Here is a 13,743-nt window from a genome sequence, read left to right as displayed (position 1 = left end):
TATTCGTTTCCTATATTCTTTTATTTACTTTCCGGCTCACGGGCTGGTTTTGGCCTCGCCCGCTGCCATTTGCTGCATCAAATCTGCATAAACATAATTCGGAAAATCGCTCTGGAACGGATAGCTGATGGCCGGCATATATTGCGTATAGCCGCCAGCACGAAAGTCATTGACGGTATCGACAAAAGCCGATGTTCCCGCAGCGCCGCCCCAGCCATAGGTTCCTGCCGGGCTTTTCTCTGTGCCAAGCCCTACACGCCCGCCAGCACCAAATCCGTGATGCGCGATCCAGCTTCCCTTCAAATCCACACTCGGTGGCAGCAGGTTGGACATGCCGAGTTTCGCGGTTCCCGGCTGCATGATCGTAGTGCCGCGATATGTCCCGAAACCAAGCAACATGGTGAGAAACTTGTCATAGTCCGCTGCCGACCCAACCAGCCCCGCACCGCCATAGGCAAAAGCGGGCTTGTCGAGATAGATGCTGTTTTCCGCCGGATCAATCGGGATCAGAACACCTTTGAAGGAGAAGTAATTGTCGGTAAAATCCTTCACCCGGGCAGCAGGTAACTGAAAGAAAGTATCTTTCATGCCCAGCGGATCGAACATGCGTTTTTGCAAAAACTTATCCAGTGGCAGGCCCGACACAGTCTCCACGACATAGCCCAAAAGGTCGAGACTGACCGAATAGCTCCAACGCGTGCCCGGTTCATATACTAGTGGCAGCGCGGCAAGATTTTTGGAAAATGTGGCAATATCCGGTGTCGGCATTCCTGATTCAAAGCCGGGAACCGGGGTCCGGCTGATCGCGCCCGGCGTGATGCCTTCGGCAAAATAAGCCTTTTGGATCGGTCCCTTGCTGACGATTGAGTAGCCCAGACCCGCCGTATGGGTCAGCAAATGGCGGATGGTAATCTGTGTGCGCGCAGGAACCGTGTCATCAAGAGGCCCATCGGGATTTTTCAGCACGCGCATGGCGGAAAATTCGGGCAGGATCGACGCAAGCGGCTGGTCCAGCTTCAAAAGGCCGTCCTCGATCAGCATCATGACCGCCATGCCCGTCACCGGCTTTGTCTGCGAATAAAGCCGCCAGAGCGTATCTATGTTCACCGGTTTGTCACCGCCCAGCTTGTGCGTTCCCGCCGTAATCACCATCGGATCGGATTGGCTCATGCCTATGGCGGCCAGCATACCCGCCACTTTCCGCTGCGCGACATAATCGTTGATAATTTTGGTAAGGCCGGGAAATTGACTGGCAGACGCAAGCAGTGAGCGTGCAAATGCTGTGTGAGCATTGCCCAGAAAGGCGCCTGCGCCAATGCTGGCACCAATTACGCCAAGAACCGAACGGCGGCTGAATCCCGAAGGAACCGCCTTATCCGCCATCTTGTCTGTCACCATAGTCACACCTCCCGTTTTCGTTTAACCGCCCATCGCACCGCTTTTGTAAACAGCGTCGGTAGGCCCGCATCCTCAATCCCGTCTATCGGCCACCAGATCGCGTTCCCCAACCCGGCTTGGCCCTTGTCATTTTTATCATTGCCACATTTATCATTGTCGCATTTGTTTATGGCAATCATGTCACCTTGATAAACTGCCACATCAACCTCAAGCGAAAAATGCGTGAAGCTGTGCTGAACGACATTCTCGTGAACTTGCCAATCACCGTTTAGCGGCGGCTCGCCATGGCCATTCGTGCTTGCCGCCCATCCATCATCGGGCAAAGCGCGCATCGAACCCAGCATGCCCTTTGACGGACGGGTCACAAGCAATAATTGCCCGCCCTGCTCTATCCAGAAAAACCGTCCCTTACGCAAAGGCTTGGCCTTTTTCGGCGGCTTTACCGGATAGGATTCCTGATCCCCCTGTGCATAAGCCGCACAATGCATCTGCACAGGACATATCCCGCATTTGGGTGATTTGGCGGTGCAGATAGTGGCGCCAATATCCATACAGGCCTGGGCAAAATCACCAGCGCCAACTTCCGGCGTCAGTGCATCCATGGCCGAGCGAATATCTGCCTTGCCGCCCGGCAAGGGTGTGGCAATCGCAAACAGCCGCGCCGCCAACCGCTCGATATTCGCATCCACCACCACGGCGCGCCGACCAAAGGCAATTGCCGCAATCGCCGCCGCCGTATAGGCACCCACACCGGGTAGTTTCAGCAATTCCGTCTCCCGCTCCGGAAAGCTGCCGCCCAGCGCCCCGGCCACATGGCGCGCGCATTTATGCAGGTTGCGCGCCCGCGCATAATAGCCAAGCCCCGCCCATGCCGCGAGCACTTCCGTTTCCTCCGCCGCCGCCAGATCCGCAGCTGTTGGCCAGCGTGCGGTGAATGTTTTGAAATAGGCGATAACCGCAGCCACCGTCGTCTGCTGCAACATCACTTCGGACAGCCAGACATGATAGGGATCGGGCAATATCCCGCTTGCCGATAGCTGGGGCGGAATGCGCCACGGCAGCTTTCGGGCGTTATCCACATAATGTTCACTGATTTTGGCGGTGATATTGCGCGCTTCACCGGTTATTTTGTCGACGCCCATAGGGTGTCTATGCCATGGTAAAACGCTATGGCGAAGGAAAATAGTCCCGATGGCACAAAGCCAAAGCGCAAGAGCGCAGGAAGGCCTGCTGCCAAAGCCACTTCGGCCCGAAAATTTCACAAATATCAACGCCCCCGCGGCGGTGAAGCACGCAGTATTTCCGACCTGATGCCGGAAATCGGTCGGGCTGCCTTTCGTCGCTATGGTTTCATCCAAAGCTCTGTGGTCAGCCGCTGGCCGGAAATTGTCGGTGAGCGCTATGCGGGTGTCTCGCTGCCCGAATCAATCCGCTTCCCACGCGGCGAAAAAGAGGGCGGGACACTGAATTTGCTGGTTTCAGGCGCGCACGCAACCCTGATGCAACATATTGCACCCGAAATAATCGAGCGCGTGAACCGCTTTTTCGGCTATGGCGCGATCAGTCAGATGCGGTTCAAACACGGGACTGTAAATCCGGCCAAAGATACTAAAAATACAGGAAATCTACGCCCTGCACGCCTTGCACCATTGCCGCCTTCGCTGAAACCCGCGCCGATAGAATTGGGCGACAGCCTGCGCGACATAGGCGACCCGGAATTGAACAGGGTGCTTGAATCGCTGGCAACGGCTATTGCCAAGTCGGAAGGCGCTCCGCAAATAGACAGGCCGACGCCAATTACCGTGTTGGGAAAAGTCGGCGGCGGCAAGCGGAAGCCGACAACGGAAAAGGACCAGTAATGAAATTCGCAAGCATATATCTTGCCATTGCAGCAACAGGCGCAGCAGCGGGAGTTGCCGCTATTGCGACTACGCCTGCAACAGCGCAAAGCAGCACCCAAAGCACGGATTGGACCCAGCGTGTCACCATGTCTGACAAGGGCGGTCACATAATGGGCAACCCTTTGGCAAAGCACCGTCTCACCGAATATATGAGCTATACATGCAGCCACTGCGCCAAGTTTGAAATGGAAGCGAATGCTCCGCTAAAATCCGGCTTTGTTAAAAACGGGCATGTCAGCTTTGAAGTCCGCAACCTTGTCCTCAATTCCATCGATCTGACTGCGGCCATCGTGGCGCGCTGCGGCGGACGGACAAAGTTTTTCGGCAATCACCGGGCGCTATTATCATCACAGGCAAGCTGGATGAAAACCCTTCAGACTTCCTCTCCGGAAGTGATGAAAGGATTTGACGAAGGCACAGTGCCCGAACGGATCAAAAAAATTGCCAAGGCTGCTGGCTTTTACGGCGTAATGCAAAAGCGCGGGTTTTCAGCCGGGCAGGTCGATACCTGTTTAGCCGACCAGAAAGCACAGGACACGGTTCTCGCCATGACAAAATATGCCGCCGAGACACTGAAGCTGACAGGAACGCCCAGTTTTACCATTAACAACAAGACGGTTGACCGCGTTCATAGCTGGGATAATCTGCGGCCAATATTGACGGCACTACCGAAATGAATATCAAAAATCATAAGACTTTCAGGAAATTATCTATGTCTAAATCACTTTATTTTACATCCGTAACAATGGCTCTTGCACTGGCCCTCACCGGCTGCGGCGACGGGGCGGAAGCCGAAAATGGTGCAAGCTCCAGTAGCGCGGTTGAAACTGTTGCGCCCCCGGAAGGCCAGAAATGGTCCACTACCGTCTCGCAAACCGAGGATGGTGGCTATGTAATGGGTAATCCCGATGCGCCGATCAAACTGGTCGAATATATGTCGATCACCTGCTCGCACTGCGCCACATTTGGCGAGGAAGCGTTTAATTCGATCCGTGATGACTATGTTGAATCGGGCCGTGTGAGCTTTGAAATCCGCAATTTCGTGCGCGACCCGCTCGACCTGACCGCCGCGATGCTATCGCGCTGCGGCGGGGAAGGCCCGTTTTTCGCGCTGACCAAACAGGCACTGAGCAATCAGGAACAGATGTTTACAAAAGCCCAGGGCATGGGCGAAGCGACCTATAACAGCGTATTGCAGTCGGAACCGAAGGTACGTTTTGTCAGACTGGCCGAAGAGCTTGGCTTGATCAGCCTGTTCCAGCAACTTGGTATTTCCGAAGATCAGGCCAAAACCTGCCTTAGCGAGGAAGCAACCGCCGAAAAACTGATGAGCGGCACGCAAACGGCGGTGGAGCAACATGACATTCAGGGGACACCGACATTCCTGCTGAACGGCAAGAAAATTGAAGGCACCAACTGGGCGATGGTTGAAGCCGCATTGAAAGAAGCAGGAGCCCGGTAAGCGGGACGGGCTGATTGAAGCCTGTCGATGAGGGGCGAGATTTTGTATGGATTGATTTTCACGGCCAGCCATGAACATCCCCGCAGCGGGTCTGAACAGTTGCTGCGGGTGACAACAGGTCATGTGCCGTGCAAATAACCAAGCTGAAATTGTCCGGCTTCAAAAGCTTTGTCGATCCCACTGAATTACGCATTGAAAAAGGGCTGACCGGTGTGGTCGGCCCCAATGGCTGCGGCAAATCCAACCTGCTGGAAGCCATCCGCTGGGTCATGGGTGAAAACTCGGCCAAATCCATGCGCGGCGGCGGCATGGAGGATGTGATCTTCGCCGGAACCCAGGACCGTCCGGAACGGCAATTTGCCGAAGTGGCCCTGCATGCCGAGCGGGAAGCGGCCGATGTGTCCTCGCTCCATGTCGGGGATAATGACAGCGAACTGGAAATTGTCCGTCGGATTGAGCGCGGAGCCGGATCGGCTTATCGTGCCAATGGCGTTGATGTGCGGGCCAAGGATGTCGCGTTGATCTTTGCTGATGCCGCCACCGGCGCGCATAGTCCTGCCCTCGTCAGTCAGGGCAAGATCAGTCATGTCATTTCCTCAAAACCGACCGACAGGCGCGAAATGCTGGAAGAAGCCGCCGGTATTTCTGGTCTGCATGTGCGGCGCAAGGATGCCGAACAGAAATTGCGGGCAGCGGAGAAGAACCTTGCACGGCTCGATGACATATTGGGCGACATGGAGCAGCGCGCCTCTGCTTTGCGGCGACAGGCGAAACAGGCAGAGCGCTACAAAAAGCTGAGCGACGAGATCAGGGTTGCCGAAGCCCGGTTGATCTATGCCCGCTGGAAAGAAGCGGCAGCAGCAGCGGATGCCGCCAAAGCCGAAGCGGAAACAGCAGAAGCCAAGGTTAATGCCGCGCAATCGGCCCAGCAATCGGCAGTGAAAGCACAGAATGACAGCGCCCGGACGTTGGGCATATTGCGCGCCGAATTGACCCGTGCGCGCGAAGAAGCCAGCGAGTCCAGCCACCGGCTTTTGTCCCTGACCAACGAACGTGACAACCTGAAATCACGGCTGCTTGACCTGCAAGCCCAGGCGCAGCGGATAGAGGATGATAACGCACGCGAGGATCAGCTTACCCGCGATGCGATGGATGCTCTGGAGCGGCTGGAGGCAGATACCAAGCGCCTGTCCGCCGAATTGCAGACGCTGGAGGCCGAGCGCCCTGCCCTTGAAAAGCAGGCCGAGAAAGCCGAACGCACCGCCAGCGACAGCGAGGTCGAATATGCCAAAGCTGTGGCCGAAGAAGCCCAGATACAGGCAGAGATCAAGGTTGCGAATGCGGCCCTGAGTGCGGCGCAGACACGCCATGACCGTTTGGCAGCCGAACTGGACCGAATGGCACAGGAACGCGCGGAACTGGGTGATGAGGAACAGCTTGAAACAGCGCTTGCCGAAGCAGTAGCTTTGCGGGAAACGGCGTGGACACAAGCGGAAAATAGCGGATCTCAGATTGCCGCGATCGAAGAAAAGCGCGTAGCCGCCAGCGAAGCGCGTGACGCGGCTGCATCCGACCTGGCCTCTTTGAAAGCCGAGCTTGCTGGGCTAACATCCGAGCATGGCGCGCTGGAGCGGGAACTGTCCAAAAGCGAAAGCGACCACAAAGCCATCGATCAGGTCAAGGCAGCACCCGGCTATGAACGCGCTTTGGCGGCGGCTCTGGGAGATGATTTGCTGGCCTCAGTCGGAGAAGATGGTGATCGTTTCTGGGGGAGCGGCCACATGATTTCAGGCGTAACAGCCTCCGGCTCTGCGCCCGCTGGTACCGAAACATTGCTGGATCATGTTAAAGCACCGCCGCAATTGCACCGCCGCCTGTCACAGATTTTTGTCGCTGATACTGACGCGGATCAGATACTTGCTGTCGGACAAAGGCTGGTCACCAAATCGGGAGCGCTGCGCCGCTGGGACGGGTTTGTGGCCCGCGATGATGGCAATGCCAGTGCCGAACGACTGGTCCGCGCCAATCGTCTAACCGAGCTTTCCGGCTTGCTGGAACCCGCACAAGCGAGAGTGACTGCGGCGGAAACAGCCTTGCAGGAACAGCAAGAGACTATCGCTGCCGCCGAACAAGAGCTTGCCAATGCCCGGACAGCGCGGCGCGATGCAGAAGATTTACTGCGCCAGACGCTGCGCGAAGCGGACCAGGCCGAAGAAGCGCTCGGCTGGCTGCAAAAACGCACCGCCAATCTGTCCGAGCGGGAAAGTGCTCTGAAAGACGAGGCAAAGGCCGCACTGGCGGAACTGCAAGCGGCGCAGAAAGAGCGCAGCAACCAACCTGATGGCGAAGAGCAGCAAAAAACACGCGCACGGCTTCAGGATCAACGCGATGCGGCGCGGCAACAGGTCATGTCTTCGCAGGCTGCCTTGTCAGGGCTGAACCAGAAACTGGCACAGATCAGGGAACAAAAAGCTGTCGCCACCGCGCAAATCAAATCATGGCAAGACCGCTCTACCGAAGCTGCTACCCGTATGGCGGAGATGGCCAAGCGCGGCACCGCAATTGCAGAGGAAGTCGAGAAACTTGCCGACCGCCCCCGGGTTATCGAGGTGGAGGTCGCCAAGCTACAGAAGCAACAGGACGCTCTGGTCGCCATTGTTGCGGAAAAAGATGCCGCGCTACAGACCGCCGAACTCGCCCAGCGCGAGCATGAGGACCGGCTGACCGCGACCAGCGAAGCGTTGAGCCAAGCCCGCGAAGAACGCGCCGGCGCCGCTGCACGGGCCGAGAACCAGGACCTTCGCCGGGTGGAAATGGGTCGGATATCCGGTGAGAAGTTTGAATGTCCGCCGCAGCTTTTGTCCCAAAAATGCGAATTTGACGAAGCGACAGTCGGTGAACCGGGACCAGAATCCGCGCAACTGGAGCGGCTGACACAAAGCCGCGAGCGCATCGGACCGGTCAATCTGGTCGCGGCGGACGAGCTGGAAGAGTTAGAAACCGAGTGGGAAAAATCTACACGCGAAAGTAACGAACTTAACGAGGCGATCAACCAGCTGCGCGGTTCGATTGGCAGCCTGAACCGCGAAGGGCGGCAACGACTGCTCGCGGCCTTTGAAGAGGTGGACCAGCATTTCCGGCGTCTGTTCAGCACCTTATTCGAGGGCGGCCAAGCGCATCTGGAACTGGTTGATAGCGATGATCCGCTGCAAGCCGGTCTGGAAATCATGGCGCAGCCCCCGGGCAAAAAGCTGACCTCGCTGACATTGCTTTCGGGCGGTGAACAGGCGCTTACCGCCGTCGCGCTGATCTTTGGGCTGTTCCTCACCAATCCGGCCCCGATCTGTGTCCTAGATGAGGTTGATGCGCCGCTTGATGACGCGAATATCGAACGCTTCTGCGATTTGCTCGACAGGATGGTGGCAGAAACCAACACCCGCTATCTAATCGTGACCCATAATGCCGTGACGATGAGCCGGATGCACCGGCTATTCGGTGTAACGATGATCGAACGCGGGATTTCGCAACTGGTGTCAGTGGACCTGAATGCCGCGGAAGAATTGTTGGCGGCGGAGTGAGGGTTGTGCTTCTACTATAGGCGGGCCCCTAATCCCCCAAAACCAGCCTTGGTCCCGGCCCCTTTAATCCGGCACGGTCTTCGGGATTGTAGAGCTTGCATTTTTTCAGGCTCAGACAGCCGCAGCCGATACATCCGTCCAGCCGGTCGCGTGTGCGTTCCAGTTCGGCTATCCGTTTGTCGATCATCTTGCGCATTGCTTTGCTGATCCGGGTCCAGTCGGCCTGGGTAGGTGTACGGCCATGGGGGAGGCTGGTAAGCTGTTGTTCGATCTCCCCGATGCTCAATCCCATCTGCTGCGCGATCAGGACAAAAGACAGCCGCCTTATGTCCGATCGTAAAAAGCGCCGCTGGCCGCCGCTGGAGCGGAAAGGTTCGACCAGCCCCTTTTCCTCGTAAAAACGAATAGCAGAAACCGACAACCCTGTCCGCGCGGCCAGCGCTCCAATAGTCAGCGATTTGGTGTCAGGCATAGAATTCCCCATTGATAGAGTGTTTTAAATATCCTCTTGACCTCAATCTAACTTGAGGTTGTACGAATCACAAGTGAGGACAAACCGGAATGTCTTTTGGCCACAAACCAAACGGAATTTCTGCCTGTCCCAAATGTTCGGACGATCAAGGAAAAGGAAATGAATAATGACAGATTCGACAACCGCAGCGACCGCGCAACTGGAACATGTCAACATCACGGTCGCCAACCCACAGAGGTCCGCCGCCCTGATGCGCCACCTGTTTGGCTGGCATATCCGGTGGGAGGGGCCATCAATGCTGGGTGGCCACACGATCCACGTCGGAAGTGATGACCAATATATCGCGCTCTATACCAATGAGGATGTGAAGGCCGCCAACGATGGCCATGGCCCCACTTTCCGGAAAGGCCAGCCGATGAACCATGTCGCGATGACCGTCGATGATCTGGACGGCGTGGAGGAAAAAGTTATCGCGGCAGGATTGGAACCCTTTGGCCATGACGATTATGATCCGGGGCGGCGGTTTTATTTTTTCGACTGGAACGGCATCGAATTTGAAGTGGTTAGTTATATGTAAGCGCTGCGCCCTCGAAGCTGAACTCATTACCGCTAGGGGTGAGACGGTATCAAATCCGCAAGTGCCTTTCGGCAGTCTCACCACTAACGGATACGGGGCAATCCTGCCCCATCACCCTCACAAACTCGGATTCACCAGCACCTTCGCCCCGGTTGCCTTCTTTTCATAAGCCTTGGCAATTTCGGGGTCGATCATGTCCATCAATGAAATCTCGTTGGAATATTCGCTGTGGAAAATGCCGTTTCGTTCTTTGACGGCGTACATGCGCATTTCCATCATACGCTCCATGCCCACTCTTTCCAGATGCGGGGTGAGCAGCCAGCCGCCCACGCCCCAATACATGCCAAGCCCGCCGCCCAATATGGTTTCGCCGGTATCAAGCCGCCCATAAATATAAACCTGTTTGTGGACGGTCGAACCATAAACGCTGAACTCCGCGCCGCGTTTGGCCGCGGCCTGTTCCATGGCGGTAAGGATATAACTGGCCATCTTGCCGCCGCCGATCGCGTCAAAGCCCAATGTGGCGCCGGTTTCCGCCAGAGCATCGACAAGGCTGGGCATAAAATCATCCTTCGTGCTGTCGAGCACATGAGTGACGCCCAGATCGGTCAGGATTTTCTTTTGCGCGTCTGACCGCACAATGGCGACGAGCGGGATATTGTCCTTCACACAGAGCTTGGCGAGCATCTGGCCAAGGTTGGACGCGGCGGCTGTGTGCACTAACCCTTCGTGCCCCTCGGCCCGCATGGTGTTGATAAAGCCTTGCGCCGTCATCGGATTGACGAACAGCGATGCGCCTTCCTTTGCCGGTGCGCCTTCGGGAAGGGGCACGCACATTCCGGCTGGCATCACACGGTGGGTGCGATACATTTCCCCGCCAACAATGGTTACTGTTTTGCCCAGTAGCGCCTGAGCCGCGTCGCTGGCCCCGGCCGCGACCACTTTGCCCGCGCCTTCGTTACCGGCGGCCATTTTCTTTCCCTTGCGTCCGGCAAAAATGCGCATCATCGCGGGATCAATATCCGCGACCAGCGCAGGATTTCCGTCAATGGTTTCGGACCGCACCGTATCCATCTGGGCCGGGCTGAGCAACAGGCCGAGGTCGGATGGATTGATCGGCACAGCTTCCATTTGCACGATGACCTGATGATCCTCTGGCTCAGGCACGGCATAAGGCTCCACCGAAAGAACGAGTTTTCCGTCATCGGTGACTGTGGAAAAAAGCTGCTTCGCGTCGGAAATATCGTGGCTCATCAGTGCATCCTCTCTTATTTTTTAGAAACTTTTCGCCGAGCTCAGCGCGCCGAGACGCTCGGTAATCGTGAAAAACTCGGCGATGGTTTCGTCAATAATCTGTTTGGCGGTTTTCACCGCGTCAATCAAACCGGACGATTGCCCGGCAAGGCCCGCAGCGGCCTCCATATCGCCGCCAAAATACAGGTCCAATATGTTCTTGAATATATCCGGCGGCATCAGGCCCTCCTCATATATTTTCGCGGTGCGCTGCGTCTTAAGGGCGCGGATGCATGGCGTCGCCTTTTTATTCAGGACGTGGGTTCCGGTTTCCCTGGCATCCAGTATAGCCTGTTTATAGTTTTGGTGCACGGGGCTTTCCGCGCTCGACACAAAGCGCGTGCCCATCTGGATCGCCTCTGCGCCCAGTGCGAAAGCCGCCGCCATCCCCTTGCCATCGACAATACCGCCCGCCGCGACCATTGGCACATCGGTTTGGCGGCGAATGGCTTGCAGCAGGACCAGCGTCGAAACCTCTTCCGGGTTTTTGAAACCGCCGCCTTCTGCGCCTTCGACAACCAGGCCGTCTATGCCCGCCGCAACGCATTTCATCGCCGCATCAACCGTGGGAACCGCATGATAAACCGTGATGCCCGCTTCTTTCAGGGGGCCGATAAATTTGGCCGGACTTCCCGCCGATGTCGTGACGAACTTTACACCCGAGCCGCAAATATGGTCGAGGATCGCGGGGTCTTTCAGGAACATGATCGGGAGGTTCACCCCGAATGGCGCATCTGTGAGTTCGCCCATCCTGGCGATTTCGGCCATGCAGTTTTCCGTCTCGCCCGATGATGTCTCGATAATACCAAGACCGCCGGCGTTACACACAGCCGAAGCCAGCTGTGACCGGGCGATCCAGCCCATCGGAGCCTGCACAATCGGATATTTCGCGCCGGTATGTTCCAGAAAGCGGTTCATTAATTTTATTCCCCTCGTTGTAGACGTCCTGTTATCCCATTGGATAAAGTATTTCCTTGGTCACCTTATCAACTGCCTTCATCACGTCATCGCTGAGCACCAGATCGCTGGCGGCGAATATGTCGGCCAGTTGATCCGTGTGGGTTGCCCCGACGATGGTAGAGGCCACAAATTGATGCTGTTTCGACCATGCAGTGGCCAGCGTTACCGGCGCGATACCGGCTTCCTTTGCAATCGCCATGAAACGCTTGGTCGAGGCTTCGGTTTTTTCATTGACGAAACGCTGCGCCATAGCAGCTTGCCGCCCTTCCATCCCTATATATGCGGAGAAACGGGCGCCTTCCGGACGGCCGCCGTCAATATATTTCCCCGAAAGCACGCCCCCTGCCAAGGGTGAATAAGGGAGCAGGCTGACCCCCTCATGCTTGCATACCTGCGCCAGTTCATCCTCGAACCGGCGGTTGTTCATGCTGAAATTATTCTGGATCGTGCAATAGCGTGCGACGCCCAGACGTTCGGATGCTTCCAGCGATTTCATCAGGCCCCAGCTTGTTTCGTTGGAACAGCCGATCGCCCGGATTTTGCCCTTGCGGATTTCCTCGTCGAGCACTTCCATGGTTTCATCATAAGCAGTGCCATGGTCGGGCCAGTGGGTCTGGTAGAGGTCGATATAATCCGTGCCCAGCCGCTTCAGGCTTTCATCCAGCGCCCGGACTATATTATGCCGGTCCAGCGCAGTCATGCCCCCGCGCTGCGCCGATTTTATCCAGCCGTGGCTTGGCCCGGAGACTTTGGTCGCGATGATCAGGCTGTCGCGGGGTTTGCCCTTCATCCAGCGGCCGACGATATTCTCTGTCTCGCCTGCCCATTCCGGTTTGGGCGGAACCGGATAGTTTTCTGCCGTGTCGAAAAAGTTGATGCCCGCATCCAGCGACATGTCGAGGATTTTATGGGACATCGCCTCATCCGCCATGCTGCCAAAGGTCATGGTTCCCATGCAAATATCAGACACATAAATTGGGCTGCGACCAAGACGGCGGTGCTTCATACAGACTCTCCGGAAGAAATTATGACGTTTATTATTGGGTTTAAGGATGCCAGAATCTGAATGGGTTGCAAGGGGCAATGTAATTTTTAGGGTCAGTTTTTTGGTAGTGTATCCTTGCGCCTACCCCGCCTGACCCAGCACCAGACAGGCCAGGAACATGAGCAATCCGGCAAAGCGGTTGGACCGGAACTTGGCCAGCGCATCATCGCCATCACCGATTTTGAGCGTTGCGACTTGCCAGAACAGGTGGATCGCAAACGGGATCAGCGCGGCAAGGCCCAACAGGTCCGGCCGGATGATCCAGAATGCGCCCACCCAACTGGCCATTGCCAGTGCGTAGAAAACCAGCACGCCAAAGCGCACATTCTCACCCAGCCGAAGCGCGCTGGAACGGATGCCGACCAGCGCATCATCCTCCCGGTCCTGAAGCGCATAGATGGTGTCATAGCCGATGACCCAGAGGATCCCGCCGCCATAGAGCAGCAGCATCGCCGTGGAAAATTCCGGCGAAATGGCAAGCCAGCCGACCAGCGCGCCCCAGGCAAAGACCATCCCCAACCATGCTTGCGGCCACCACGTGATCCGCTTCATAAACGGATAGGCGGCTACCAGAGCCAGACTGCCCAGCGCGACCAGCTTGGCCGTCATGTTCAATTGCAACCAGGTAATCAGCCCGATCAGGCACAATGTTATCAACCATATCCATGCCGCTTTTACCGACACCGCCCCGCTGGCCAGTGGCCTTGAACGGGTGCGTTCCACCTTTTTGTCCAGGTCCCGGTCCACAATGTCATTTAGGACGCAGCCTGCCCCGCGCATCACGATCGAACCGAGCAGCAACCAGAGGATCAGATCCCAACGCTCCACCGCCCCGCCAGTCAGCGCCACGCCCCATGCACAGGGCCAGAATAGCAGCCACCAGCCAATCGGCCGGTCAAACCGGGCCAGTAGCGCATAGGGACGCGCGGCGGCTGGCAACAAGCCGGTCAGGCCATGATATTCTGCATCTGGGACATTTTCTGGTCGGGTTTCTGGTTGGGTCTGCATTTCTTACTCTTAGAACAGCATTTGAAAGGCGTCATTATTTTTGAACCTC

At 56.7% G+C, this 13,743-nt stretch carries 12 protein-coding genes; 5 read left to right on the top strand and 7 right to left on the bottom strand.

Annotated features, from left to right (window positions below; translation table 11 throughout):
* Positions 1 to 36: 36 nt before the first annotated feature.
* Positions 37 to 1,398, bottom strand: coding sequence for a serine hydrolase domain-containing protein (locus VIN76_RS03860; protein WP_332040499.1), 1,362 nt, complete (start codon positions 1,396 to 1,398; stop codon positions 37 to 39).
* A 2-nt stretch (positions 1,399 to 1,400) separates the two neighbouring features.
* Positions 1,401 to 2,540 carry an A/G-specific adenine glycosylase gene (locus VIN76_RS03855; RefSeq protein WP_332040498.1) on the bottom strand — a complete coding sequence of 380 codons (1,140 nt, stop codon included), beginning with the start codon at positions 2,538 to 2,540 and terminating at the stop codon, positions 1,401 to 1,403.
* A gap of 27 nt (positions 2,541 to 2,567) precedes the next feature.
* Here VIN76_RS03855 and VIN76_RS03850 point away from each other — a divergent pair, with 27 nt between their 5' ends.
* The 4 genes from VIN76_RS03850 to smc all read left to right on the top strand — a co-directional run bounded on the left by VIN76_RS03850 (position 2,568) and on the right by smc (position 8,339).
* A complete protein-coding gene (locus VIN76_RS03850) occupies positions 2,568 to 3,257 on the top strand; it encodes a DUF721 domain-containing protein (RefSeq protein ID WP_332040497.1) in 690 nt (229 codons plus the stop codon).
* Positions 3,257 to 3,976, top strand: coding sequence for a DsbA family protein (locus tag VIN76_RS03845; RefSeq protein WP_332040496.1), 720 nt, complete (start codon positions 3,257 to 3,259; stop codon positions 3,974 to 3,976). The genes VIN76_RS03850 and VIN76_RS03845 overlap by 1 nt, the downstream gene beginning before the upstream one ends.
* Before the next feature lie 35 nt (positions 3,977 to 4,011).
* Complete coding sequence (locus VIN76_RS03840; protein ID WP_332040495.1) at positions 4,012 to 4,761, top strand: thioredoxin domain-containing protein; 750 nt, start codon at positions 4,012 to 4,014, stop codon at positions 4,759 to 4,761.
* Between the two features lie 128 nt (positions 4,762 to 4,889).
* A complete protein-coding gene (gene smc / locus VIN76_RS03835; protein ID WP_332040494.1) occupies positions 4,890 to 8,339 on the top strand; it encodes a chromosome segregation protein SMC in 3,450 nt (1,149 codons plus the stop codon).
* A gap of 28 nt (positions 8,340 to 8,367) precedes the next feature.
* On the opposite strand, the gene soxR is transcribed toward smc, so the two are convergent.
* A complete protein-coding gene (soxR, locus tag VIN76_RS03830; protein WP_332040493.1) occupies positions 8,368 to 8,811 on the bottom strand; it encodes a redox-sensitive transcriptional activator SoxR in 444 nt (147 codons plus the stop codon).
* A 166-nt stretch (positions 8,812 to 8,977) separates the two neighbouring features.
* On the opposite strand from soxR, the gene VIN76_RS03825 reads away from it, so the two are divergent.
* The gene (locus VIN76_RS03825; RefSeq protein ID WP_332040492.1) at positions 8,978 to 9,388 is read left to right on the top strand and encodes a VOC family protein; all 411 of its coding nucleotides are present in this window, start codon (positions 8,978 to 8,980) and stop codon (positions 9,386 to 9,388) included.
* Positions 9,389 to 9,505: 117 nt separating this feature from the next.
* On the opposite strand, the gene VIN76_RS03820 is transcribed toward VIN76_RS03825, so the two are convergent.
* From VIN76_RS03820 to ubiA, 4 genes are all read right to left on the bottom strand, one after another.
* Positions 9,506 to 10,642 (bottom strand): NADH oxidase, encoded by a 1,137-nt coding sequence (locus tag VIN76_RS03820; RefSeq protein WP_332040491.1) that lies wholly within the window; start codon positions 10,640 to 10,642, stop codon positions 9,506 to 9,508.
* A gap of 21 nt (positions 10,643 to 10,663) precedes the next feature.
* The gene (locus tag VIN76_RS03815; RefSeq protein WP_332040490.1) at positions 10,664 to 11,599 is read right to left on the bottom strand and encodes a nitronate monooxygenase family protein; all 936 of its coding nucleotides are present in this window, start codon (positions 11,597 to 11,599) and stop codon (positions 10,664 to 10,666) included.
* A gap of 31 nt (positions 11,600 to 11,630) precedes the next feature.
* Positions 11,631 to 12,647 (bottom strand): aldo/keto reductase, encoded by a 1,017-nt coding sequence (locus VIN76_RS03810; protein ID WP_332040489.1) that lies wholly within the window; start codon positions 12,645 to 12,647, stop codon positions 11,631 to 11,633.
* 120 nt (positions 12,648 to 12,767) lie between these two features.
* A complete protein-coding gene (gene ubiA / locus VIN76_RS03805) occupies positions 12,768 to 13,694 on the bottom strand; it encodes a 4-hydroxybenzoate octaprenyltransferase (protein ID WP_332040488.1) in 927 nt (308 codons plus the stop codon).
* Positions 13,695 to 13,743 lie beyond the last annotated feature (49 nt).

The organism is Parasphingorhabdus sp. (genome assembly GCF_036568145.1).
Lineage (GTDB): Bacteria > Pseudomonadota > Alphaproteobacteria > Sphingomonadales > Sphingomonadaceae > Parasphingorhabdus.
The sequence above is the reverse complement of the archived record's forward strand: the minus strand, read 5'-3'. Positions and strand labels throughout refer to the sequence as shown.